General features: G+C 62.2%; 23 protein-coding genes. 18 read left to right on the forward strand and 5 right to left on the reverse strand.

The annotated features are described in order from the left end of the window. The first annotated feature begins 1 nt into the window (after position 1). The 13 genes from GUY40_RS05735 to GUY40_RS05795 all read left to right on the forward strand — a co-directional run bounded on the left by GUY40_RS05735 (position 2) and on the right by GUY40_RS05795 (position 14101). On the forward strand, positions 2 to 799 hold the full coding sequence (locus GUY40_RS05735) for an SDR family oxidoreductase (protein WP_166567969.1): 798 nt from the start codon (positions 2 to 4) through the stop codon (positions 797 to 799). Next, a complete protein-coding gene (locus tag GUY40_RS05740; protein ID WP_166567970.1) occupies positions 792 to 2474 on the forward strand; it encodes a thiamine pyrophosphate-binding protein in 1683 nt (560 codons plus the stop codon). The genes GUY40_RS05735 and GUY40_RS05740 overlap by 8 nt, the downstream gene beginning before the upstream one ends. 10 nt (positions 2475 to 2484) lie before the next feature. After that, complete coding sequence (locus GUY40_RS05745) at positions 2485 to 3288, forward strand: aspartate dehydrogenase (protein ID WP_166567971.1); 804 nt, start codon at positions 2485 to 2487, stop codon at positions 3286 to 3288. 10 nt (positions 3289 to 3298) lie between these two features. Continuing rightward, positions 3299 to 4780 (forward strand): aldehyde dehydrogenase, encoded by a 1482-nt coding sequence (locus GUY40_RS05750; protein ID WP_166567972.1) that lies wholly within the window; start codon positions 3299 to 3301, stop codon positions 4778 to 4780. A gap of 11 nt (positions 4781 to 4791) precedes the next feature. Continuing rightward, complete coding sequence (locus GUY40_RS05755) at positions 4792 to 5769, forward strand: VOC family protein (protein WP_166567973.1); 978 nt, start codon at positions 4792 to 4794, stop codon at positions 5767 to 5769. A gap of 33 nt (positions 5770 to 5802) precedes the next feature. Continuing rightward, positions 5803 to 6030 carry a recombinase-like helix-turn-helix domain-containing protein gene (locus GUY40_RS05760; RefSeq protein WP_166567974.1) on the forward strand — a complete coding sequence of 76 codons (228 nt, stop codon included), beginning with the start codon at positions 5803 to 5805 and terminating at the stop codon, positions 6028 to 6030. A gap of 21 nt (positions 6031 to 6051) precedes the next feature. Beyond that, the gene (locus GUY40_RS05765) at positions 6052 to 7083 is read left to right on the forward strand and encodes an aromatic ring-hydroxylating dioxygenase subunit alpha (RefSeq protein WP_166567975.1); all 1032 of its coding nucleotides are present in this window, start codon (positions 6052 to 6054) and stop codon (positions 7081 to 7083) included. Between the two features lie 15 nt (positions 7084 to 7098). Then, positions 7099 to 8055, forward strand: coding sequence for a PDR/VanB family oxidoreductase (locus GUY40_RS05770; RefSeq protein WP_166567976.1), 957 nt, complete (start codon positions 7099 to 7101; stop codon positions 8053 to 8055). A 447-nt stretch (positions 8056 to 8502) separates the two neighbouring features. After that, a complete protein-coding gene (locus tag GUY40_RS05775; RefSeq protein ID WP_166567997.1) occupies positions 8503 to 9732 on the forward strand; it encodes a hypothetical protein in 1230 nt (409 codons plus the stop codon). Between the two features lie 47 nt (positions 9733 to 9779). After that, on the forward strand, positions 9780 to 10769 hold the full coding sequence (locus tag GUY40_RS05780; protein WP_166567977.1) for an asparaginase: 990 nt from the start codon (positions 9780 to 9782) through the stop codon (positions 10767 to 10769). Between the two features lie 55 nt (positions 10770 to 10824). Beyond that, positions 10825 to 11817: an AraC family transcriptional regulator gene (locus GUY40_RS05785; protein ID WP_166567978.1), complete on the forward strand. Its 993-nt coding sequence runs from the start codon at positions 10825 to 10827 to the stop codon at positions 11815 to 11817. A gap of 140 nt (positions 11818 to 11957) precedes the next feature. Next, entirely contained in the window at positions 11958 to 13004 is a 1047-nt protein-coding gene (locus GUY40_RS05790) for a histone deacetylase family protein (protein WP_166567998.1), read from the forward strand. Continuing rightward, complete coding sequence (locus GUY40_RS05795) at positions 13001 to 14101, forward strand: polyamine ABC transporter substrate-binding protein (protein WP_166567979.1); 1101 nt, start codon at positions 13001 to 13003, stop codon at positions 14099 to 14101. The genes GUY40_RS05790 and GUY40_RS05795 overlap by 4 nt, the downstream gene beginning before the upstream one ends. Here GUY40_RS05795 and GUY40_RS05800 read toward each other — a convergent pair. After that, positions 14098 to 15648: a PLP-dependent aminotransferase family protein gene (locus GUY40_RS05800; protein ID WP_166567980.1), complete on the reverse strand. Its 1551-nt coding sequence runs from the start codon at positions 15646 to 15648 to the stop codon at positions 14098 to 14100. The two genes, GUY40_RS05795 and GUY40_RS05800, sit on opposite strands and share 4 nt — an antisense overlap. A 90-nt stretch (positions 15649 to 15738) precedes the next feature. Here GUY40_RS05800 and GUY40_RS05805 point away from each other — a divergent pair, with 90 nt between their 5' ends. The 3 genes from GUY40_RS05805 to GUY40_RS05815 are packed head-to-tail and all read left to right on the forward strand — an operon-like array spanning position 15739 to position 17523. Then, a complete protein-coding gene (locus tag GUY40_RS05805; RefSeq protein WP_166567981.1) occupies positions 15739 to 16380 on the forward strand; it encodes an FMN-binding negative transcriptional regulator in 642 nt (213 codons plus the stop codon). Next, positions 16380 to 16826 carry a GNAT family N-acetyltransferase gene (locus GUY40_RS05810; RefSeq protein ID WP_166567982.1) on the forward strand — a complete coding sequence of 149 codons (447 nt, stop codon included), beginning with the start codon at positions 16380 to 16382 and terminating at the stop codon, positions 16824 to 16826. Before GUY40_RS05805 ends, GUY40_RS05810 begins: the two co-directional genes overlap by 1 nt. A 16-nt stretch (positions 16827 to 16842) precedes the next feature. Beyond that, entirely contained in the window at positions 16843 to 17523 is a 681-nt protein-coding gene (locus GUY40_RS05815; RefSeq protein WP_166567999.1) for a GNAT family N-acetyltransferase, read from the forward strand. 68 nt (positions 17524 to 17591) lie between these two features. Here GUY40_RS05815 and oadA read toward each other — a convergent pair whose 3' ends face one another. Both oadA and GUY40_RS05825 read right to left on the reverse strand, forming a co-directional pair. Continuing rightward, entirely contained in the window at positions 17592 to 19400 is a 1809-nt protein-coding gene (gene oadA / locus GUY40_RS05820) for a sodium-extruding oxaloacetate decarboxylase subunit alpha (protein ID WP_166567983.1), read from the reverse strand. Between the two features lie 11 nt (positions 19401 to 19411). Next, a complete protein-coding gene (locus tag GUY40_RS05825) occupies positions 19412 to 20827 on the reverse strand; it encodes an acetyl-CoA carboxylase biotin carboxylase subunit (protein WP_166567984.1) in 1416 nt (471 codons plus the stop codon). Between the two features lie 187 nt (positions 20828 to 21014). On the opposite strand from GUY40_RS05825, the gene GUY40_RS05830 reads away from it, so the two are divergent. Next, positions 21015 to 21977, forward strand: coding sequence for a LysR family transcriptional regulator (locus tag GUY40_RS05830; protein WP_166567985.1), 963 nt, complete (start codon positions 21015 to 21017; stop codon positions 21975 to 21977). Here the strand turns inward: GUY40_RS05830 and GUY40_RS28695 are convergent. Both GUY40_RS28695 and hexR read right to left on the reverse strand, forming a co-directional pair. Beyond that, complete coding sequence (locus tag GUY40_RS28695) at positions 21919 to 22134, reverse strand: PA3496 family putative envelope integrity protein (protein WP_256675648.1); 216 nt, start codon at positions 22132 to 22134, stop codon at positions 21919 to 21921. The genes GUY40_RS05830 and GUY40_RS28695 overlap by 59 nt on opposite strands. A gap of 127 nt (positions 22135 to 22261) precedes the next feature. After that, positions 22262 to 23128: a transcriptional regulator HexR gene (gene hexR, locus GUY40_RS05835; RefSeq protein WP_166567986.1), complete on the reverse strand. Its 867-nt coding sequence runs from the start codon at positions 23126 to 23128 to the stop codon at positions 22262 to 22264. A 114-nt stretch (positions 23129 to 23242) separates the two neighbouring features. Here hexR and zwf point away from each other — a divergent pair, with 114 nt between their 5' ends. After that, positions 23243 to 24691 carry a glucose-6-phosphate dehydrogenase gene (zwf, locus tag GUY40_RS05840; protein ID WP_166567987.1) on the forward strand — a complete coding sequence of 483 codons (1449 nt, stop codon included), beginning with the start codon at positions 23243 to 23245 and terminating at the stop codon, positions 24689 to 24691. Positions 24692 to 24903: the final 212 nt, after the last annotated feature.

Raw genomic sequence — 24903 nt, forward strand, 5'->3', positions numbered from 1 at the left:
GATGAGCCTTTATCAACTGCAAGGCAGCACCGCCATTGTCACCGGCGGCTCGTCCGGCATCGGCCTTGCCTGTGTCGAACTGTTGCTGGAAGCGGGTGCCAACGTGGCCTTCTGTGGCCGTAACCCGGAGCGCCTGCGCAGCGCCGAGGCGCAGTTGCGCGAGCGCTTTCCCGAAGGCCGTTTGCTGGCGCAGGTGTGCGATGTGCTGAATGCGAATTCGGTCAAAGCCTTCGCCACTGCCAGCGAGAACGCCTTCGGCCCGGCCCAGGTGCTGATCAACAACGCCGGCCAAGGCCGCGTGTCGACCTTTGCCGACACGACCGATGAAGCCTGGAGCGAAGAGCTGAACCTGAAGTTCTTCTCGGTCATCTACCCGGTGCGCGCTTTCATGGCCCAGCTCAAAAGTCAGCGCAACGCCGCCATCGTCTGCGTCAATTCGCTGCTGGCCAGCCAGCCGGAGCCGCACATGGTCGCCACCTCAGCCGCCCGCGCGGGGCTGAAGAATCTGGTGCGTTCCATGGCCACCGAGTTCGCCACCGACGGCATCCGCGTCAACGGCATCCTTATCGGTCTGGTCGAGTCCGGCCAATGGCGCCGCCGCTTCGAAGCCCGCGAAGAGCGCGAACTGGACTGGTCGCAATGGACCGCGCAATTGGCTCAACGCAAACACATTCCCTTGGGCCGCCTGGGCCTGCCCGTCGAGGCAGCCCGCGCGATCCTGTTTTTGGCATCACCCCTGTCGGCCTACACCACAGGTAGCCATATCGACGTTTCTGGAGGCCTGTCCCGCCATGCGTAATGAAAACACTGTCACCGTAGGCGCGGTCATCACCGCCTTCCTCGAACAATGCGACGTGAAAGCCGCGTTCGGCGTGATCTCGATCCACAACATGCCGATCCTCGATGCCTTCGCCGTGCGTGGCAATATCCGTTTCGTCATGGCCCGCGGTGAAGCCGGCGCCACCAACATGGCCGATGCCTATGCGCGCACCACCGGCGGCCTGGGCGTGTGCCTGACCTCCACCGGTACCGCCGCCGGTAACGCCGCCGGTGCCATGGTTGAAGCCCAGACTGCCGGCACGCCGCTGCTGCACATCACTGGGCAGATCGAAACACCGTACCTGGATCAGGACTTCGCCTATATCCACGAAGCCCGTGACCAGTTGACCATGCTCAAGGCCGTGTCCAAGGCCGCCTTCCGCGTGCGCAGCGTCGAGACCGCGCTGAGCACGATGAAGCTGGCCGTGCAGACCGCCCTGACCGCGCCGACCGGCCCCGTCAGCGTCGAAATCCCGATCGACATTCAGTCGACCTTTATCCCGATGCCGACCGACCTGTCGCCGCTGCCGATCCCGGTCGCTGTGCCTGCTCCCGAAGCGCTGGATCTGGTCGCCGAACGCCTGGCCAGCGCCAAGCGCCCGATGCTCTGGCTCGGCGGCGGCGCCCGCCATGCCGGCAAGCAGGTCAAGCGCCTGCTGGACATGGGCGTGGGTGTGATCACTTCGACCCAGGGCCGTGGCGTGGTCAACGAAGACGACGAGCGCTGCCTGGGCGCGTTCTCGCAGAACAAGCGGGTGGAAAACTTTCTGCAGACCTGCGACGCCCTGCTGGTGGCCGGCTCGCGCCTGCGCAGCAACGAAACGTTCAAGTACGCCCTGAAGCTGCCGCGCACCACCCTGCGCATCGACGCCAACCCGGCGATCGAAGGGCGCAGCTACTCGAGCGATTTGTTCATCTGCGGCGACTCGGCACTGGCGCTGGATGGTCTGGCTGATCGCCTGGAAGGACGCCTGCAAACCGACCCGAATTTCCTCAGCGAGTTGAAAGCAGTGCGCGCCGAATCCCATGCGCAACTGATCGCCGATCTGGGCCCGTATTCGGCCATGGTCGAACAGCTGCAAGCCTCGACCGGACGAAATTTCTCCTGGGTCCGCGACGTGACGCTGTCCAACAGCATCTGGGGCAACCGCCTGATCAACCTCTACCACCCAAACGCGGGCGTGCACGCTCTGGGCGGCGGTATTGGCCAGGGCTTGTCGATGGCCATCGGCGCGGCCGTGGCGGCGGCTGAGACCGCACCAGAGCGCAAGGTGTTCGCCCTGGCTGGGGACGGCGGCTTCATTCTCAACCTCGGTGAGCTGGCGACCCTGGTTCAGGAGAAGGCCAACGTGGTGATCATGCTGATGAACGACCAGCGTTACGGCGTGATTCGCAATATTCAGGACGCCATTTATGGCGCCCGCCACGCCTACGTCCAATTGCATACCCCGGACTACACCAAGCTTGCCGAGTCCATGGGCCTGCGTCATGCGCTGGTCTCTGACTTGAAGGATTTCGGCCGCGTGGTCGAAGGCGCGCTGAGCGAGCCGGGCCCGTTCCTGCTGGAGGTCGACATGCTCGCGGTGGGCAACTTCGCCACCCAGTTTGCCGGCCCGCCCAACATGGAAACCAAGGCCCAGAAGGCCACTGCCTGAGGATCGCCGCATGTTGCATATCACCATGATCGGCTGCGGCGCCATCGGCGTCGGTGTGCTGGAACTGCTGGAGAAGGACCCGCAACTGAGCGTTGATTACGTCATCGCGTCAGAGGGTTCGGCTGAGCTGGTTCGCCAGCGCCTGGCCAGCTTCAAGCGGCCACCACAGGTGCTGACCGCCCTGCCCGCCGACGCTCACCCGGATCTTCTGGTCGAGTGTGCCGGCCACCGGGCCATCGAGGAACATGTGCTGCCCGCCCTTGAGCGCGGCATCGCCTGCCTGATCGTCTCGGTGGGTGCGCTGTCGGAAGTCGGCCTGGTCGAGCGCCTGGAAGCGGCAGCCGAGCGTGGCCAGACCCGCATTGAACTGCTGCCGGGCGCCATCGGCGGTATCGATGCGCTGTCGGCCGCCAAGGTCGGTGGCCTGGACGCGGTCAGCTACACCGGCCGCAAGCCGGCGCGGGCCTGGAAGAACACGCCCGGCGAGCAGGTCTGCGACTTGGACAGCATCACCCAGGCCACGGTGATTTTTCAGGGCAGCGCTCGCGAAGCCGCACGCCTGTACCCGAAAAATGCCAACGTCGCCGCCACCCTGTCGCTGGCAGGACTTGGCCTGGACCGCACACAGGTCACGCTGATCGCCGACCCGAACAGTGACGAGAACGTCCACCAGTTCGAGGCCCGTGGCGCCTTTGGCGGATTTGAACTGAGCCTGCGCGGCAAGCCGCTGCAAGCCAACCCAAAAACCTCTGCGCTGACCGTTTACAGCGTGGTCCGCGCCCTGGGCAACCATGCCCATGCGATTTCCATCTAGGGGAAGCCAAATGACTCTGGAACAGACTTTACCTCTTTGCATCGCCGGCACCTGGCGCCTGGGCCGTGGCGAACGTTACGCCACCCGCTACCCGGCCACCGGTGAGCCAGTGGCTTGGCTCAACGCGGCCAGCCTCGATGACGTTGAAGAGGCCGTGCAAGGCGCTCATCAAGCGTTTATCCACAGCGGCTGGGCGCAGCGCAAACCCCATGAGCGCGCCAGTGTGCTGTACCGCATTGCCGAGCTGATTCGCGAGCGCAGTGAAGAACTGGCGCAGTTGCAGAGACAGGACAACGGCAAGCCAATGGGTGAAACCCGTGCCCTGGTGGCCAGTGCCGCCGGCACCTTCCAGTTTTTTGCCGCCGCCTGCGAAACCCTGGAAGAAACCATCACCCCGTCCCGCGGCGATTTCGTCACCATGAGCGTGTACGAGCCCATGGGCGTGGTCGCGGCCATTACCCCGTGGAACTCGCCGATTGCCAGCGAAGCGCAGAAAGTCGCGCCCGCCCTGGCCGCCGGTAACGCGGTGGTGATCAAGCCGGCGGAGATCACCCCGCTGATGGCCCTGCAACTGGCCCGGATCTGTGAAGACGCCGGCCTGCCCAAGGGCTTGATCAGCGTGCTGCCGGGCAAAGGCTCGGTGCTCGGCGATGCCCTGACCCAACACCCGCTGATCAAGCGTGTGTCGTTCACCGGCGGTACCCGTACCGGCAAGCACATCGCCCATATCGCTGCCGACAAGATGATGCCGGTGTCGCTGGAACTGGGCGGCAAGTCGCCGACCATCGTCCTTGACGACGCCGATCTGGACCACGCCGTGGCCGGCGTGCTTTACGGTATTTTCAGCTCCTCGGGCGAAGCCTGCATCGCCGGCTCCCGGCTGTTCGTGGCGCGCTCGCTGTACGAGCCGTTCATGGAGCGGCTGGTGGCGGGCGCGGCGCAACTTCGCCTGGGCGACCCGGCCGATGAGGGTACGCAAATGGGTCCGCTGGTCAGCGCTGCGCACCGCGAATCGGTGGAGCGCTACGTAGCGCTGGGACTGGCCGAAGGTGGTCGTCTGCGGCTGGGCGGCAAGCGCCCGGTGGGCGGCATTTACGACCAAGGCTATTTCTTCCCGCCGACCATCCTCGAAGGCCTGACCAACCGCCAGCAAACCTGCCAGGAAGAAATCTTCGGGCCGGTGCTGGTGGCCATGCCATTCGATGACGAAGCCGAGCTGATCGAACAAGCCAACGACAGCCTCTACGCCCTCGCTGCAGGTATCTGGACCCGCGACTACAAACGCGCCTGGGCCCTGGGCCGCAAGATCCAGGCCGGCACGGTGTGGATCAACACCTACAAACAGTTCTCTATTTCGACCCCGTTCGGCGGCTGGCGCGACAGCGGCCTGGGCCGTGAAAAGGGCCGCCTGGGGATCCTGCAGTACATGGAACAGAAGAGCCTCTACTGGGGCATGAATGAACAGCCACTGGCCTGGGCCAGCGGACACTGAGAGGTAACGTCATGAGCGTTTTAGGTATTGATGAAATCACCTATGGCGTCGAAGACCTCGACACCTGTGTGCGCTTCTTCAGCGACTGGGGCCTGAGCAAGGTCAGCGAGCAGCCTGACGAGGTGATTTTCGAAACCCTCAACGGCTGCCGCGTGGTCCTCGCCGACCTGAACAAACCCGGCCTGCCGCCGGCCATCGAGGCCGGTTCGACCGTGCGCGAAGTGGTCTGGGGTGTGGAGAGCGAGGCGGACCTGGCGCTGTACAGCCAGCGCATCGCCAACGACTTAGGGTTTGTCGAAGGCAACGGCCGCATCGGCTGCACCGACCCCAACGGCCTGGCGATTCGCTTGCAGGTCACCCGCAAGCGCGAGCTTCAGATCGAATGCAGCGGCCACAACACTTGGGAAACCAAGGGCCGGATCAACAAGCCGGCACCGGTGTACGAGCGCGCTACGCCGATTGAAGTGGGCCACGTGGTGTTTTTCGTCAAGGACGTGAACGCCTGCGAAGCCTTTTACCACGAGCGTTTCGGCTTCCAGGCCTCGGACCGTTACCCGGATCGCGGCGCGTTTTTGCGCACCGCCGAAGAAGGCGGCCACCACGACCTGTTCATGCTGCAACTGCCCGCGCCACGCGCCGGCTTGAACCACGTCGCCTTCACCGTGCGCGATGTGCATGAAGTGTTCGGCGGCGGCATGCACGTCTCGCGTAGCGGCTGGGACACGGAAATCGGCCCGGGCCGCCACCCGGTGTCGTCAGCGTTCTTCTGGTACTTCAAGAACCCGGCCGGTGCGCTGGTGGAGTACTACGCCGACGAAGACCAACTGACCGGCGAATGGCAACCGCGCACCTTCGAGCCCGGCCCGACGGTGTTTGCCGAGTGGGCGATTGCCGGTGGGATCGACGGCAACACCCGACGCCAGCACAACGTTGAGGCGCCCAAGGGCAAGTTCCTCACCGACAAGCCCAAAGACGAACCCAAGCCTTGAGCGCATCCGTTTTCTGCATTGGAGATCAATGACATGAGCACCACCGAACGTTACCTGGAGCCGCATCAGGCTCGCAAACGGCCCAACACCCAGTTCGAAGAGTTGCTCGGCGACTCCATCGAGCGCGCCTTCGGCAACGGTGTCACGGAGCTGGGCGCCTTGCTCGCGCACCTGAACCATGCCGGTCCGCCCTGCCCGCTGACCACCGGAGAGTGGACCGAAGACGCTTATAAAACCCTGATGGCTCGGCTGGGCGAATGACCCGTTGAAGGTAGATAAAAAATGAATACGCAATTCACCGTCGATCCTGTTGAGAACCACTTGGCCAACGGTCTGAAAGACCTCTGGTTCCCTGTTATCCCGTCCGATCAACTGGGCGTGAAACCCCTGTCGATTCGCCGCCTGGGCTACAAGATTGCCCTGTGGCGCGATAACGACGGCACGGTCCATGCGCTGGAAGACCACTGCCCGCATCGCGGCGCGCCGCTGTCCCAGGGGCCGATCCTGGGCGACCGTTTGCAGTGCCCGTACCACGGCGTTGAAGTGCGCTGTGACGGCACCGTGACCAAGGTGCCCGGCAGCCCTGGCTGCAAACTCGAAGGCGCACGCCCGACGCGCATGTTCCACACCCGCGAAGCGGCCGGCGCGATCTTTCTGTTCAACGCCACCGACCCGCACATCGAAAATCCGCCAGAGCTGGTATTGCCCGAGCAACTGACCTCGCCGCAGTGGAGCAGCTTCGTCTGCTACACCGAGTGGAAAGGTGACTACCGCTACGTGCTCGACAACGTCATGGACCCGATGCACGGGACCTACCTGCACAAAATGTCGCACTCGATGAGCGAAGGCGAAGCCACCGCCAAATTCGTCACCCGTGACACCGAGCAAGGCTTCTTCTTCGAGAAGGAAGGCCAGCGCGGCGTGAACTTCGACTGGACCGAATTCCTCGACAACGGCTGCCACTGGCTGCGCCTGGAAATCCCTTACCCGAAAACCGGCGGCCCGGGCGGTAACTTCACCATCATCGGCAGCTACACCCCCAGCAGCCGTTCGCTCTCGGCCGTATTCCACTGGCGCTGCCGCCCGCTGACCGGCTGGCAGCGCGACACCTGGCGCTTCCTCTACAAGAACCGTCTGGAAGCGCGCCACTGGGCGGTGCTGGAACAAGACCGGGTGATGCTGGAGTTCATGGAGCCGGACGCCAATCAGCGCGAAAACCTCTACCAGCACGATCTGGGTGTGGTGCGCCTGCGCCGCTACCTCAAGAGCGCGGCCAAGGCCCAGCTCGAACTGATCGACGCCAAGCAGCTGTAACGAGTGAGGTGACCGATGTCCAATTCCACGATCAACGCGCTGGTTCACACGCTGCGCTATGAAGCCGAAGGCATTATCAGCGTCGAGCTGCGGCCTTATGGCGACACGGTATTTGCCCCGTTCGAAGCGGGCTCGCATATCGACCTGCACCTGCCCAACGGGCTGGTGCGCAGCTACTCGCTGCTCAATTCGCCGAGCGACCGGGGGCGTTATGTGGTCGGCATCCTGCGTGACCGCAACAGCCGCGGCGGCTCGGAGTTCGTCCATGGCCAACTGCGGGTCGGCATGCAACTGCCAATCTCCCAGCCACGCAACAACTTCAAACTCGACACCAGCGCCCGACACAGCGTGCTGGTGGCCGGTGGTATCGGCATTACGCCGATCTACTGCATGTTTCGCCAGTTGCTGGCGCTGGGCAAATCCGCCGAATTGATCTACTGCGCCCGTACCCGCAAGGAAGCGGCGCTGATCGAAGAGATCAGCGGTCTGAATGCCAGGGTGCTGTACCACTTCAACGACGAGAAAGGCACGATGCCGGATCTGGCCACTTACCTGGCCGGTCAACCTGCGGATACGCACTTCTACTGCTGCGGCCCGACGCCAATGCTGGATGCGTTCGAAAGCACCTGCGAAGGCCTGGGCTATCCGCATGCTCACATCGAACGCTTCACCGCCGCCGAGCTGCCGCCGTCCGAAGACGCCCTGAACAGCTACAGCGTCGAGCTGAAAAAGTCCGGCAAGACCTTGTCGGTAGAGCCCGGGTTGAACCTGTTGGATGTGTTGTTGGAAGCCGGTTGTGACATTGATTACAGCTGTCGGGAAGGTGTCTGTGGTTCGTGCGAAACCAAAGTACTTGAGGGTGATGTGGACCATCGCGATGGTGTGTTGACCAAGGCCGAGCGGGCGGCGAACAAGTCGATGATGGTGTGTGTGTCCGGCTGCAAGAGTCGGCGCCTGGTATTGGACATTTGAGGTGCACCCTCTTTTGTAGGAGCGGACCTGGCCGCGCTGGGGCGCGCAGCGGCCCCGGGGTCTGCTTCGCAGCCCATCGCGGCCAGGTCCGCTCCTACAAAAGGCGGCCATAACCCTGCAGCCGACAATTATGTCGGCTTTTTTATGCGCCCCACAAAAGCCCTCGTGCACACTCAGTGTGCGCGGAAGTTACAACCGTTCAGTCCTGTTTCAGGGATGGCACAACTTCTGTCGTTTCAAATATAAATAACTGTTTTATATAGATTTATACACCAATTAAAAACAGCCATTGCTTGGCACAGTTCATGCTCTCTCCCTCTTCAAGTCAACACGCAGAAACAGCGTCTTACTTATAAAACAATAAACCCGACACGCACCCTCCCATCAGAGGGCGACGGGTAAGTATTGCCGATCGTTTTACCATTCAACGTTGCAGGGGTGGTCATGATGAAGAAGTACGTAATAGGCCTGGGCCTGATGATCAGTTGCGGCGCAAGCTTTGCCTCGGAACCCGGCCCGGCGGCGCCGGATCAACCGGCGGCGGTGAAAAAGCCGTTCCCTCATATCGCCCTGCGCAGCGACGACGGCCAGAGTTCGCTGGATATCGGCGGCGCCTTGCGGGTGAACTACCGCGATGAACATTGGGACACCACCGAAAACAACGGCCGGTTACTGTTCGACACCTTCCGGCTGGATGTTCAGGCCACCCACAAGCACCTGTTCAGCGATGTCGGTTACTGGTTTCAGGACGACGGCAAGCGTTCCATCGACCGGGGCTTTGTCGGCTATCGCTTCAACAGCGCTTCCAACCTGCAACTGGGCGCACCGTTCAAGCCCTTCGGCCTGGAACCTTATCCACAGTTTGGCTGGAGCTATCACATCCCGTTTTTCATGGGCTACGGCGTCAGCGCCGGCACGGGCCTGAAGTACAGCTACAAGGACAAGGAATGGGACCTGCAGCTGGGCTACTTCCCGCGTATGTTGCCGACCGGCATTCGCTACTCACCGGAAGTCGGCCGCTACGCAGACCTCAATGACAACGCCGTGGCGTTCACCCAATCGCGCCAGGACAACGAGAAGCACAACCAGCTCAACGCCCGCGTAGCCCGCACCTTTGTCGGTGCCGGCTGGAAAACCGAAATCGGCGCTTCAATGGCCGCCGCCCAACTCTACAACGCCACCACCCATGACGACGGCGATTACTGGGCCGGCGGCGTGCATGCGGTGTTCAACGCCGGGCCCTGGACTGTCACGACCCAAGGCATTCGTTACGAGTACAACCCCAAGAACCCGGCGGGTGTCAGCGATGACTCGGTGCTGATGGGTGGCAACGGTCTGACCCCGGCCTTCCTGATCGCCTCCAAGGCCACCATCGCCTCGCTCAACGTCGGCTACGACATCTTCACCCCGGGCCTGGGGCAGCTGAAGAAGATCAAGATTTACAACGACTACAGCCGGCTGATGAAAGACAAAAGCGGCTGGGATGACTCGCAGATGTTCACCGTCGGCGCGCAGTTCCTGGCCATGCCGATCATGGCCTGGGTCGACCTGACCTGGGCGAAGAACGCCAACCCCTTCGGCGGCGCGGAAAACGCTACCGGCTGGACCAGCACCAGCTCCTCGGGCAGCAACGAGTGGTACTACCGGACCAACATCAACATCGGCTATTACTTCTAGACCCGTCTTCTGTACTGTTGGCCTGTACTGAACCTGGAGATAGGGCGATGACCGTTACTCAGCACATCAAGGTGCTCTACACCGGCGGCACCATTGGCATGCAAGAAAGTGCCAATGGCCTGGCACCGGCTTCGGGGTTCGAACAGCGCATGCGCGAGCAACTGGCCGAACGCCCGGAACTGATCCTGCCGCACTGGAGCTTTCGCGAACTGCTGCCGCTGATCGACAGCGCCAACATGACGCCAGTCTACTGGCAGCGCCTGCGTGAAGCGATTATCGAGGCTGTGGAAAAAGACGGCTGCGATGCCGTATTGATCCTGCACGGCACCGATACCCTGGCCTACAGCGCCGCGGCCATGAGCTTCCAGTTGCTGGGGCTGAACGTGCCGGTGCTGTTTACCGGCTCCATGTTGCCTGCGGGTGCGACGGACAGCGACGCCTGGGAGAACCTCAATGGCGCTCTGCTGGCATTGGCGGCGGGTGAGGCCTCGGGTGTGCAGTTGTATTTCCACGGCGAGTTGCTGGCACCGACACGCTGCGCCAAGGTGCGCAGCTTCGGTCGTCATCCGTTTGCCAGGCTCGACCGTCAGGGCGGTGCCAAGCGAGTCAGCGAATGGCCGACGGCGCTGGATTACCGTCAGCCCAAGCAAGTCGCCAATGTTGCGGTGCTGCCGTTGGTGCCGGGGTTTTCGGCCCAGCCGCTGCTGGCCGTGATCGACAGCGGCGTGCAGGCGCTGGTGCTGGAGTGCTTTGGCAGCGGGACCGGGCCCTGTGATAGTGCTGAATTCATGGCGGCTTTGGCTCATGCCCAAGCACGTGGGGTGGTCGTCGTGGCGATTACCCAGTGCCATGAGGGCGGTGTGGAGCTGGACATCTACGAGGCGGGTAGCCGCTTGCGGGGTGTGGGTGTGGTGTCAGGTGGCGGCATGACCCGAGAGGCGGCGTTCGGTAAGTTGCAGGCGCTGTTAGGTGCTGGTTTGCCAGCTGAAGAAGTTCGCCGATTGCTGGAGCTGGATCTGTGCGGTGAGCTGATCTGATAGCCCCGGCACACAACTTGCCTGCCTCCACCGGCCACCCCGCCGGAAGCCGAGCATGCTGCATACCCATCTCACCACGCTGAATGCTGTCTCGCTGGTCCTGAAAACCTTTGAAGCCGAAGGCCTGCCAGATACTGACCTGCTGGCCGGCAGCGGCATCACAGCGGCTGATCTGGCACGCCCCGACCCGCGCATTACCACCCACCAGGAAATGCAGGTCTGCGCCAATGCGGTCGCGTTGCGCCAGGACATCGGCCTGGACCTGGGCCGGCGCATGCACGTTTCGGCTTATGGCATTCTCGGTTATGCCCTACTGTCCAGTGCCACCTTCGGTGACGCGTTACGCCTGGCGCTGCACTATCCGGCGCTTCTGGGAACACTTTTCCACCTGCAATTGATCGAGGATGGCGACCGGGTCTGGTTCAGTGCCAGCGATTACGGCGATCGCGCGGATCTGGCGGTGTTCAACGCCGAGTTCTGCCTGACCTCGCTGAAACTGATCTGCGATGACCTGCTCGGCCACTCACTGCCGCTGCTGGGCGCTCGTTTTGGCCATGCCGCGCCGGACTATCAACAACGTTACCGGGAAAGCTTCGATTGCCCGCTGCAGTTCGGGGCCGCTGACCACGCCTTTGCCTTCGAAAAACGCTGGCTGGAACAGCCTCTGCCGCTGGCCGAACAGATCACGCACCGCGCCATGAGCGAACGCTGCCGCCGCCAGAACACCGAATTCGCCGGCCGCCAGGCCTGGCTGGGGCGGATTCGCCAACTGCTGGCTGAACGCCTGGACAACCCGCCCGGCCTTGAAGGCCTGGGGCGATTGATGAACTGCTCGGCGCGTACGCTGCGCCGTCATTTGCATGAATTGGGCAGCAGCTACCAGGAGCTGCTCGACGAACTACGCTTCGAACGTGCCAAGCAGTTGCTGGCCGAAGACGAACTGCCCATTTACCGCATCGCCGAGACCCTGGGCTTCAGTGAAGCCGCCAGTTTCCGCCATGCCTTCCTGCGCTGGAGCGGCGTTGCGCCTAGCCATTACCGGGCGTGAATCAGCCTTGGCAGAGCAAAAATGGGCCTGAAGCGGACAGCGAATTTGGCCATATCGATCCCCTTTTGGCCGTTCCCGCCGTTTTCCGTCAGCGTTTGCCCATCAACAATGAGGCCAAGCCACCCTCGGAGAACAAGAACGTGCTGACTGTCTATTCAGATGACCACCACCTGCATCACGGCCGCTGTGAATTGATCGACGGGCAACTCAAGCCCTGCTTCGAAATGCCCTCGCGCGCCGATCACGTGTTGCAGCGTGTTCAGGAGCGTAATCTGGGGCCGGTCGAAGCGCCTCGAGATTTCGGTCGTACGCCCTTGCAGCGCATTCACTCCGAGGATTATCTGGATTTCTTCCAGGGTGCCTGGAAACGCTGGAGCGCACTGAACCGCGACGGCGACTTGCTGCCCTTCACCTGGCCGGCCCGCACCCTGCGCACCCTCAAGCCGAAAAGTCTGCTGGGCGAATTGGGCTACTACAGCTTCGACGCCGGCGCTCCGATCACCGCTGGCACCTGGCAGGCAGCCTACAGCGCCGCGCAAGTGGCGTTGACCGCCCAGGCTGCGATCCAGGCCGGCGCCCACAGCGCCTTTGCGCTGTGCCGTCCGCCTGGGCACCACGCTGCCAGCGACGTCATGGGCGGCTATTGCTACCTGAACAACGCTGCCATCGCCGCCCAGGCCTTCCTTGATCAGGGCCACAGCAAAGTTGCGATCCTTGACGTGGACTACCACCACGGCAACGGCACCCAGTCGATTTTCTACGACCGCAGCGATGTGTTCTTCGCCTCGATCCACGGCCATCCGGAGGCCGAGTTCCCGTTCTTCCTGGGCTATGCCGACGAGCTGGGCGAAGGCGCTGGCGAAGGTTTCAACATCAATTACCCGCTGGCCGCCGGTAGCGACTGGAACACCTGGAGCGCCGCCCTGGAACAGGCCTGCCAGCGCATCGAGGCCTACGCGCCAGACGTGCTGGTGATCTCTTTGGGCGTGGACACCTTCAAGGACGATCCGATTTCCCAGTTCAAGCTCGACAGCCCGGATTACCTGCGCATGGGCCAACGCATCGCGCAATTGGGCAAGCCAACCCTGTTCGTGATGGAAGGCGGCTACGCGGTCGCTGAAATCGGCATCAACGCGGTGAACGTACTCGAAGGTTTCGAAAGCGCCCAACAGGAAGCCCGATCATGATCAAACTCAAGCGATTGTTCGCCCCGCTGCTGTGCAGCGCCTTGTTCGCGGGCGCCGTGCAGGCCGACGAACCCCGCACGTTGCGGGTCTACAACTGGTTTGACTACATCACCCCGCAAACCCTGGTGGACTTCAAGAACGACACCAAGGTCAACCTGGTCTACGACATCTTCGACACCAACGAAGCGCTGGAGGCCAAGCTGTTGACCGGCAATTCCGGCTATGACGTGGTGGTGCCGTCCAACGTGTTTCTGGCCAAACAGATCGAGGCCGGCGTGTTCCAGCCCATCGACCGCAGCAAGCTGCCCAACTGGCAGCACCTGGACCCCAAGCTGATGAAGCTGATCGAAGCCAACGATCCGGGTAACAAATACGGCGTGCCGTACATGTATGGCACCGTGCTGATCGGCTTCAACCCGGCCAAGGTCAAGGCAGCGCTGGGCGACAATGCCCCGGTCGACAGCTGGGATCTGATCTTCAAGGAAGAGAACATCGCCAAGCTCAAATCCTGCGGTGTCGCCCTGCTCGACTCGCCCTCGGAAATCATGCCGCTGGCGCTCCAGTACCTGGGCCTGCCACCCAACAGCAGCACGCCTGCGGACTACAAGAAAGCCGAAGAGCTGATGCTGAAGATTCGCCCGCACGTGACCTACTTCCACTCCTCCAAGTACATGGCCGACATCGCCAACGGCGACATCTGCGTGGCCGTGGGCTATTCGGGCAGCTTCTCCCAGGCCGCCAACCGCGCCAAGGAAGCCAACAACGGTGTGGTGGTGGACATGCGCCTGCCCAAGGAAGGCGCGCCGATCTGGTTCGACATGCTGGCGATCCCCAAGGGCGCCGCCAACCCGCAAGACGCCCACACCTTCATCAATTACCTGCTGCAACCGAAGGTCATCGCGCCGATCAGCGACTTCGTCGGTTATCCGAACCCGAACAAAGACGCCACCGACGCAGTCAGCCCGGCGATTCGCAATAACCCCAACCTGTACCCGACCGAAGCGGCCATGGCCAAGCTCTATACCCTGCAACCGCTGGCCCGAGACGCCGAACGGGCGCGCACCCGCGCCTGGACCAAGATCAAGTCCGGCACCTAACGCCAGGCCTCGCGCAGCCGCGCCAGCGCACTTGCGATGGCCGGTTCCGCGACGGCGGCAAAACCCAGCACCAGCCCGCAGGCGCGGCTATCCACAGCTCCGTTGTCTTCAGGCAGCCAGTAATCACTGAGCGGATTGATCTCGACATCCACAGCGGCCGCCCTGGCGACCAGCCTTTGCTCAGTCGCCAGATTATCCACAGGCACTCGCACATGCAGGCCGGCGGCAATTTCCGGCATGCCCGCGCAGCCGGGAATATCCACAGGCCAGCCCCTGATCAGCGCGTTGCGTCGGTTCAACGCCGCCTTGCGCATGCGCCGGATGTGGCGCTGGAAGTGTCCTGCTGCCATGAATTCAGCCATCACCGCCTGGGTGCCAATCTCGCTGTGGCGCATGTCAACGGCCTTGCGCCTGGCAAACGCTGGGGCCAGAGTCGGTGGCAATACCAGATAGCCCAGTCGCAGCGCCGGGAAGGCGATCTTGCTGAAGGTGCCGACGTACAAGACCCGTCCCTGCCGATCCAGCGCCGCCAAGGGCGCGAGCGGCGCGCCGCTGTAGCGGTATTCGCCATCGTAGTCGTCTTCGATGATCCAGCCGCCCGTACGCTCGGCCCAGGCCAACAAGGCCAGCCGCCGCGCCAGGCTCATGGTGACGCCGGTCGGGTACTGGTGCGACGGCGTCACGTAGGCCATGCGGCAATCGGCCAGGCCGTCCAGCGCCGCGCAATCGAAGCCCTGCTCATCCACCGCCACGCCATGCAACCGAGCCCCGGCCGTGGCGATGGCATGGCAGGCCGATCGATAACCGGGGTTTTCCACAGCCACCCCATCGCCCGGTTGCAGCAGCAACTGTGCACAAAGGGCAATGGCCTGCTGCGCACCACTGGTGATCACAATTTGCTCAGCCGTGCACGAAAGGCCGCGTGCGCGGCGCAGGTAAACAGCGATCAATTCACGCAACCGCGGGTCGCCAGCAGGCTCGCCATAGCCTAGCTGATGCATGCCGGGTTTACGCCAGAAAGCCGCTTGCAGCTTGGCCCAGACCTCAAAAGGAAACAGGTCGAAGGCAGGCACACCGACGCGAAAAGCCTTGGGTGGACCGCTCTTGGGAGGCGGTAAAAAATGCGTTTCAAGCCGATCGAGGGCTTCGGTGTGGATAACTTTACTGGACAAATCTACAGTTATATTGGGCTGATTTGTGGATAAGGCTGTTGATAACCCTGTTGGCAACCTTGTGGATAGTTGTGTGGATAGATTTCTCGCGTTGAGTAATCGTTCAGGCAAATCAGCGACATAGGTACCGTCTCCGACCCGACCCTCGATAAAACCTTCCGCATACAGTTGATCGTAGGCCCGCACCACGCTGTTACGGGAGATCGCCAATGCGCGGGCCAAATCCCGGCTGGCCGGTAGCCGAGTACCGCTGCCCAGGCGCCCATCCAGCACCCGCGCACTGAGCGCCTGGTAAAGCTGGCGGCTCAGGCCCTGGCGAGGGTCCAAGTAGATCCCGGTCGGGTCAAAGGTCAGTGACAGCGCTGGCTCGCGCATGGAAATGGTCCTATGAAATTGACGGTAAATGGCTCTTACAACAGTCCATTGGCCTGCCTAGCATACGTCCAATTGCTCAGGAAAATCGCCATGTACTCACCCACTGCTTTCAAGGACACCAACCTGCCGAGCCTGCACCGGCAGATCCAGCAAACGCGCCTGGCCGTACTGATCACCCAAGGCGAACACGGTCTGCTCGCCAGCCATGTGCCGTTGCTTCTGGAGCCAGGGCATGGCGCCAATGGCACTCTGTACGGTCACCTGGCCAAGGCCAATCGCCAATGGCACGACCTGGCCGCTGGTGCCGAAGCACTGGTGGTGTTTGCCGGCGCCGATGCCTACGTCAGCCCGGGCTACTACCCGAGCAAGCTGGAAAACGGCAGAAGCGTACCGACCTGGAATTACCTGGCGGTGCATGCCTACGGCACGGCAGAGGTTTTCAACGATGACCAGCGCCTGCATGCGCTGGTCGGTAGCTTGAGCGATCACCATGAGGCCGGGCGCGCCAAGCCCTGGAGCATCGACGAGGCGCCGGCCGACTACATCGCCGGCATGCTCAAGGCCATTGTCGGTTTCGCCCTGCCAATCAGCCGCCTGCAAGGCCAGCGCAAGCTCAGCCAGAACCGCAGCGCCGAAGACGTTGAAGGCGTGCGCAGTGGCTTGGCTGCAAGCCCGCTGGCCAATGAAAACGAACTGGCCCGACTCATGGGCCAGGAACAGGGAGCGCGTTGATGTCAGCCGTAGCGATTCGCCCGGTCACCGCTCAAGATCACGCCGCCTGGTTGCCCTTGTGGCAGGCCTACCAAGCGTTTTATCAAACCCGCATCGAGGACAGCGTCAGCACGGTGACCTGGCAACGCATGCTCGACCCAGCCGAACCGATCAATGCCGCGCTGGCTTGGGTCGGGGGCGAAGCGGTGGGCATGGTGCACTATATTTATCATCGGTCCTGCTGGACGGTGGAGAACGCCTGCTACCTTCAAGACTTGCTGGTCAGCGAGCGCCAGCGTGGCGGCGGGGTCGGTCGAAAACTGATCGAATACGTCTACACCACGGCTCGCGAAGCCGGCTGCGCCAAGGTCCACTGGTTGACCCATGAAACCAACACCACGGCGATCCAGTTGTATGAGCGGGTCGCCGAGCGCCCTGGGCTCATTCAATTTCGTAAGCCGCTGTGAGGCTTGAGGTATGAACATGCCCATCGACCCACTGAACTGGCGCCCCGCTCGCCTTCCGGTCCCCGCACCACTGAACGGGCGCTTCATACGCCTGGAGAAGCTCGACCCGCGCCAGCACGGTGAAGACCTGTGGCAAGCCCTGCAAGGCCCCGCTGCCGACCTCAAGCTCTGGAACTACCTGGCCTACGGCCCGTTCAGCGAACGCGAAGCCTTCGATCAATGGCTCGACCGCAACGGCGCCAGCACCGACCCGCTGTTCTTCAGTGTCATTGACCTGCCCAGCGGCAAGGCCCAGGGAATACTCTCGCTGATGTCGATCGTGCCCGAACACGGCCGTATCGAAATCGGCCACATCACCTTCGGCGCCGCCATGCAGCGCACGCCCAAGGGCACTGAAGCGATCTACCTGCTGGCCAGGCTTGCCTTCGAGTTGGGCAACCGCCGCCTGGAGTGGAAGTGCAACAACGACAACGCCCGCTCCAAGCGGGCAGCCGAGCGGTTCGGGTTTGAGTTCGAGGGGATTTTCCGCAAGCACATGGTCATCAAGGGCCGTAATCGCGACACGGCCTGGTACTCGATAACCGATGACGAGTGGCCCAAAGTGCGCGCGGGGTTCGAGCGCTGGCTGGCGGTGGAGAATCAGGCCGAGGGTGGGCAGGTTCGTACGCTGGAAGAATGCCGAGGTATAACTGTGTAGGATTTAGCGGCGAGATAAAAAAGGGGAGCCGAAGCTCCCCAGAGGTTAACCGTTACATCCGAGGGCTATCAGCCCTCGATTTCAATCAGGATCTCGCCCGGGTTGACCCGATCGCCCTTGGCCACGTGAATCGCGGTGACCTTGCCGGCAATCGCCGACTGGACTTCGGTTTCCATCTTCATGGCTTCGGTGATCAGCACGGCCTGGCCGGCCTTGACCACGTCGCCTTCCTTGACCAGTACATCGACGATGTTGCCTGGCATGGTGGTGCTGACATGGCCCGGCTCGCTGGCCTGCTTGCGTTTGCTGCTGCCGCCACCGACGAATTCGTTGAGCGGTTCGAACACCACTTCTTCCGGCATGCCGTCAATGGACAGGTAGAAGTGACGCTTGCCTTCGGCCTTGACGCCCACACCGGTGATGTCGACGCGGTAGGTTTCACCGTGCACGTCGATCACGAACTCGGTCGGTACCCCTTCGCCGCCCGCCGAGCGGACTGCGCCCGCTTCAGGAATCGGCAGCAGCACTTCCGGAGCCAGGGTGCCGGCTTCACGCTCTTCGAGGAACTTGCGGCCGATGTCCGGGAACATGGCGTAAGTCAGCACGTCTTCTTCCGACTTGGCCAGGTTGCCGATATCCGCGCGCAATTTGGTCATTTCCGGCTTGAGCAGGTCGGCCGGGCGAACGTCGATCACCTCTTCGCTGCCAATGGCCTGGCGACGCAGCTGCTCGTTGACCACGCCCGGCGCCTTGCCATAACCACCTTGCAGGTACAGCTTCACTTCGTTGGTGATGGTCTTGTAGCGCTCGCCGGCCAGCACGTTGAAGAACGCCTGGGTGCCGACGATTTGCGAAGTCGGGGTGACCAGCGGCGGGAAGCCGAGGTCTTCACGAACCCGCGGGATCTCTGCCAGCACTTCGTTCATGCGGTTCAGGGCGCCCTGCTCTTTGAGCTGGTTGGCGAGGTTGGAGATCATCCCGCCCGGCACCTGGTTGACCTGCACACGAGTATCGACCGCGGTGAATTCGCTTTCGAACTGGTGGTATTTCTTGCGCACGGCGTAGAAATACAGGCCGATCTCCTGCAGCAGTTCCAGGTCAATGCCGGTATCGAATTCGCTGCCCTTGAGGGCGGCGACCATCGATTCGGTACCCGGGTGGCTGGTGCCCCAGGCGAAGCTGGAGATCGCGGTGTCGATGTGGTCGGCGCCGTTTTCGATCGCCTTGAGCTGGCACATGGCGGCCAGGCCAGCGGTGTCGTGGGAGTGGATGAACACCGGCAGCGATTGCTCGGCCTTCAGCGCCTTGACCAGTTCACCGGTGGCGTATGGCGTCAGCAAACCGGCCATGTCCTTGATGGCCACCGAGTCGCAACCCATCGCTTCCATTTGCCTGGCTTGAGCCACGAACGCGTCAATGGTGTGCACGGGGCTGGTGGTGTAAGCGATGGTGCCTTGTGCGTGCTTGCCCGCCGCCTTGACCGCTTCGATGGCCACGCGCAGGTTACGCACGTCGTTCATGGCGTCGAAGATACGGAATACGTCGATGCCATTGACCGCAGCCTTGGCAACGAAGGCCTTGACCACGTCATCGCTGTAGTGGCGGTAGCCCAGCAGGTTCTGGCCGCGCAGCAGCATTTGCAGGCGCGTGTTCGGCAGCGCAGCGCGCAGTTTGCGCAGGCGCTCCCACGGGTCTTCCTTGAGGAAGCGTACGCAGGCGTCGAAGGTCGCGCCGCCCCAGACTTCCAGCGACCAGTAGCCCACTTTGTCGAGCTTGTCGCAGATCGGCAGCATGTCTTCGGTGCGCATACGGGTGGCGAGCAGCGATTGGTGGGCGTCGCGCAGGATGGTGTCGGTTACATGAATCTTCTTGGACATTGTCATATTCCTCACAGGCCTGCGTGGGCGGCGATGGCGGCGGCGATGGCCAGGGCCAGCTCTTCGGGTTTGCGCTTGATCGAGTAGTTGGTCAGTTCAGGGTGGCTTTCAACGAAGCTGGTATTGAACTGGCCGCTGCGGAATTCCGGGTTGCGCAGGATTTCCTGATAGTAGGCAGCGGTGGTCTTGACGCCTTGCACACGCATGTCGTCCAGAGCCCGCAGGCCGCGGTCCATGGCTTCTTCCCAGGTCAACGCCCAGACCACCAGTTTCAGGCACATCGAGTCGTAGAACGGTGGAATGGTGTAGCCGGTATAAATCGCCGTGTCGGTGCGCACGCCCGGGCCGCCGGGGGCGTAGTAACGCGTGATCTTGCCGAAGCTCGGGAGGAAGTTGTTCTTCGGGTCTTCGGCGTTGATCCGGAACTGCAGCGCAAAGCCGCGGTGCTGGATGTCTTCCTGCTTGACCGAAAGCGGCAGGCCCGAGGCGATGCGGATCTGCTCGCGAACAATGTCGATGCCGGTGATTTCTTCGGTGATGGTGTGTTCCACCTGCACCCGGGTGTTCATCTCCATGAAGTACACCTCGCCATCGGCGAGCAGGAACTCCACGGTACCGGCGTTTTCGTAGCCTACGGCCTTGGCCGCGCGCACCGACAGATCGCCGATGTAGGCGCGCTGTTCAGGGGTCAGCTGAGGGCTTGGGGCAATTTCGATCAGCTTCTGGTTGCGGCGCTGGATCGAGCAATCGCGCTCGAACAGGTGCACCACATTGCCAAAGCTGTCGCCGAGGATCTGGGCTTCAATATGCTTGGGGTTGACGATGCATTTTTCCAGGAACACTTCGGCCGAGCCGAAGGCCTTGGTCGCCTCGGAAATCACCCGAGGGAACGCCTGTTCCAGTTCTTCGCGGCTGTTGCAGCGGCGGATACCACGGCCGCCGCCACCGGAGGTCGCCTTGAGCATGACCGGGTAACCGATCCGGTCACCCTCGCTCAACGCTTCTTCGATATCGGCCACGTTACCTTCGGTGCCGGGGGTAACCGGTACGCCGGCCTTGATCATGCTGCGACGGGCTTCAGTCTTGTCGCCCATGCGGCGAATGACTTCAGCGGATGGGCCAATGAACTTGACTCCACGTTCGGCACAAATCTCAGCCAGTTCGGCGTTTTCCGAAAGGAAGCCGTACCCTGGGTGCAACGCATCGCAACCGGTTTCCACCGCCAGGTTTACCAGCTTGCGCGGGTTCAGGTAGCCGGCCAACGGCTCGGCACCGATGCTGTGCGCCTCATCCGCCCGCTTGACATGCAAGGCATGGCGATCGGCGTCGGAATAGATCGCGACCGAGCGAATGCCCATCTCGGCGCAAGCGCGCACGATCCGTACAGCGATTTCACCGCGGTTGGCGATCAGGATCTTTTTTATCACTTGGAGGTTCCTCGACCGATGAAACAGACGTACCGGGTAAACCGGTCGGCGCGTGACTCAGCGTCGCTGGCCAGTCGCATAATTACCCTACCGTCACTGATCGATAAACAAAAATCAATATTTGTTAGGACTGCCATTAGCGAAAGCTTATAGTCAGCTCAACACGTCTGAAAAATAGAGATACAAAATGCGTAAGTCATTGATGCGTATGACATTGCGTCAATTGCAGATTTTCAATGAAGTCTGTGATTTGCGCTCGTACAGCCGTGCTGCCGAAGAAATGGCTCTGACACAACCGGCCGTCAGCCTGCAGATTCGTCAGCTGGAGGAGTTGGTGGGCCAACCTCTTTTCGAATATATCGGTAAGAAACTGTACCTCACCGAAGCCGCCGAAGCCTTGCAGCGGGCCAGCCGGGACATTTTCGGGCGCCTGGAAAGCTTCGACATGCAGCTCTCCGACATGCAGGGCTCGCTGCAAGGGCAGCTGAAGCTGGCGATCGAGTCCAGCGCCAAGTACTTCGTACCGCACCTGTTCGCCGCTTTCAAGCGCCAGCATCCGGAAGTCAACCTGACCCTGACCGTGGTCAACCGCGCCCAGGCGATTCGGCGACTTTCCGACAATCGCGACGACCTGATCATCATGTCGATGGTGCCCCAGGACATGGGCCTGGAGTTCATACCGTTCCTGAACAACCCGATCGTTGCGGTCGCGCCGCCCGACCACCCGCTGTGCAAGCTCGAAAGCCTGCGTTTGCAGGATCTGGAGCCGCATACCCTGCTGATTCGCGAGCAAGGTTCAGGCACGCGCAAGGCCTGCGAAGAATACTTCAAGGAGAAACGCGTGCATTTCACGCAGACGCTTGAGGTGGCATCAGCCGATGCCCAGCGTGAATGCGTCATCGCAGGCCTTGGCCTGGCCCTGCTGACCCGCCACGCGCTGAACCTGGAACTGGCCACGGGCATCCTGCGCGAACTGCCGGTCGAAGAACTGCCGCTGTACCGCAGCTGGTGCATCGTCCAGGCCAAGGCCAAGCGCCTGTCACCGGTGGCCCTGGCCTTCCTGGGCTTTATCCGCAGCGAGCGGACCCAGATCAGTGCGCTGGTTGAGCGCTTCTCTGGGCGCTTGCCGATGCCACCTGCCATACCGTGACGGCGTCAAGCTCGGGGTAATCGGAGATTTCCTGGAGCAGGCGACGCTGATCGGACAAGGTTTCTATGGCGCGGCGAAACTCCATGCGCCGGCGGTCTTCCTGTTGCCGACGAGACTTGCTGTCGGACTGCTGAGTGCCATCGTTGTAACGGGCCATCGCGTGTCTCCCAGTTCGAATGCGGGAGCTACAGGATCGGCGCGGGCGATGACGCTATGGCGGCAGGGGGATGACAGGAAGGTGAACTCTTTGCGGCAGGGGCGTGACGCCTGCAGGCCGCAAGGGTTCAGTCGTCGAGCGCCTTCACCGACTTGGGCGACAAGCGCAGGCTGCGCAAGCTGCGCTTGACGCTCTTGAGGTGGTTGACCAGGCTCGGGCCACGGGCCATGGCAACGCCCATGGCCAGCACGTCGATCACGACAAGGTGAGCGATACGCGAGGTCAGCGGGGTGTAGATCTCGGTGTCTTCGTGCACGTCGATCGCCAGGTTGACCGAGGACAGCTCGGCCAGCGGCGTCTGGCTCGGGCACAAGGTGATCAGCGTTGCGCCGCTTTCGCGAACCAGGTTGGCGGAGATCAGCAGGTCCTTGGAGCGACCCGACTGGGAGATGCACACCGCCACGTCGCCGGCCTTGAGGGTCACGGCCGACATCGCTTGCATGTGCGGGTCGGAATAGGCGGCGGCATTAAGCAGCAGCCGGAAGAACTTGTGCTGGGCGTCGGCAGCCACCGCGCCCGAGGCACCAAAGCCATAGAACTCGACCCGCTGGGCCTGCGCCATGGCCGTGACGGCGCGCTGCAGGGCGTGCGGGTCGAGGTGCTCGCGCACTTCCATCAGGGTGTGCAGCGTGGTGTCGAAGATTTTCAGGCTGTAGTCGGCGACTGAGTCGTCTTCGTGAATCGCGAACTGGCCGAAACTGGCGCCCGCGGCCAGGCTCTGGGCAAGCTTGAGCTTGAGGTCCTGAAACCCGGAGCAGCCGATCGCACGGCAAAAACGCACGATGGTTGGCTCGCTGATACCGACGCTGTGGGCAAGGTCGGCCATGGAGCTATGCATGACGGCCGCCGGATCCAGCAGTACGTGATCGGCAACTTTAAGTTCCGATTTGCGTAGCAGGTGGCGCGACTGGGCGATGTGTTGCAACAGATTCAAGGGGCAGGACTCGGTTATGATCGGCTGACCGGAGTTGTAGCTTTCTTGTAGTTATACTACATGAGGTGCTTCCCCGCCCAGTTAAACGATTCTTCACCATGAGTTGCCGCACTGATGACACGCCCCATTCCTTGCGACATCCTGGTCTTCGGCGGCACCGGGGACCTGGCTCTGCACAAGCTGCTTCCAGCGCTCTACCACCTGTATCACGAAGGCCGCCTGCACCCCGAAGTCCGCATCATTGCACTGGCCCGCAGCCCCCTGGCGCGCCAGGCTTACCAACTGCTCGCCGAACGTCACTGCCGCGCACAAGTGGCGCAACACGACTTCGATGTCGACACCTGGACGCGCTTCAGCGCGCGCCTGGACTACTTCCCCATGGACGCCGGCCAGAGTGCCGACTTCGGTCGCCTGGCCCGCTACCTGGGCGAGCCCGGTGGCCTGACGCGCATCTACTACCTGGCCACGGCGCCTACGCTGTTCGCACCGATTGCCGCGCACATGAAGGTGGCCGGGCTGGCGGACAGCGAAGCGCGGATCGTGCTGGAAAAGCCCATCGGCCATTCGCTGGAATCGGCCAAGGCGATCAACGAAGCCATCGGTGCGGTATTCGAAGAGTCCCAGGTGTTTCGCATCGACCACTACCTGGGCAAGGAGACCGTACAAAACCTGATGGCGCTGCGCTTTGCCAATGCGCTGTTTGAACCGATCTGGCGCACGGGCTACGTCGACCATGTGCAGATCAGCGTCTGCGAAACCCTGGGCGTGGAAAACCGTGGTGGCTACTATGATCGCGCCGGGGCCATGCGCGACATGGTGCAGAACCATTTGTTGCAGCTACTGTGCCTGGTGGCCATGGAAGCACCCGCACATTTCGACGCCGAAGGCGTACGCGACGAAAAAGTGAAGATTCTCAAGGCACTCAAACCAATCAACGGGCAAGACGTGCAGGACAAGACGGTGCGCGGCCAATACGGCGCCGGAAAAATCGGCGGTCAGGAAGTACCTGCCTACTACTTCGAGAAAAATGTCGACAACGACAGCGATACCGAGACCTTTGTCGCCATTCAGGCGGAAATCGCCAACTGGCGCTGGGCCGGTGTCCCAATCTACCTGCGCACGGGCAAGCGGCTGGGGAAGAAGTCATCGCAAATCGTCATTCAGTTCAAGCACGTGCCGCACCTGTTGTTTGAAGGCGGACAGACCAACCAGCTAGTGATCCAGCTACAACCGGACGAACGCATCAGCCTGCGGATGATGACCAAGACCCCGGGCAAGGGCATGCACCTGGCTCCCGTTGAGCTGGATTTGAATCTGGCCCAGGCCTTCAGTCAGACGCGGCGCTGGGAGGCTTATGAGCGCTTGCTGCTGGATGTGGTCGAGGGTGATTCGACGCTGTTCATGCGCCGCGATGAGGTAGAGGCGGCCTGGGCCTGGGTCGACCCCATTCTCAATGGCTGGCAGGAGCACTTCCAGGCGCCGCGCCCCTATCCGGCCGGCTCGCATGGCCCGGACCAGGCTCATGCGCTGCTGGAGCACCAAGGCCGCAAATGGCACCTGTAATGACTGAATAGGTGGCCATTGTGGGCCCTCCACACATTCTGCAGGAGCCGGGCTTGCCCCAATGCCGGTCAGTTAAGGGATGAAGCGCCGAAATCCGTGTAGGAGCGGACCTGGCCGCGATGGGCTGCGAAGCGGCCCCGGCGATTCTGAAATCACCTGCACTCGCTGGCTCAATCACAGATGCCAATGGCCTCCGGGGCCGCTGCGCGGCC

The organism is Pseudomonas sp. R5(2019), assembly GCF_009905435.1.
In the GTDB taxonomy this organism is placed as follows: domain Bacteria; phylum Pseudomonadota; class Gammaproteobacteria; order Pseudomonadales; family Pseudomonadaceae; genus Aquipseudomonas.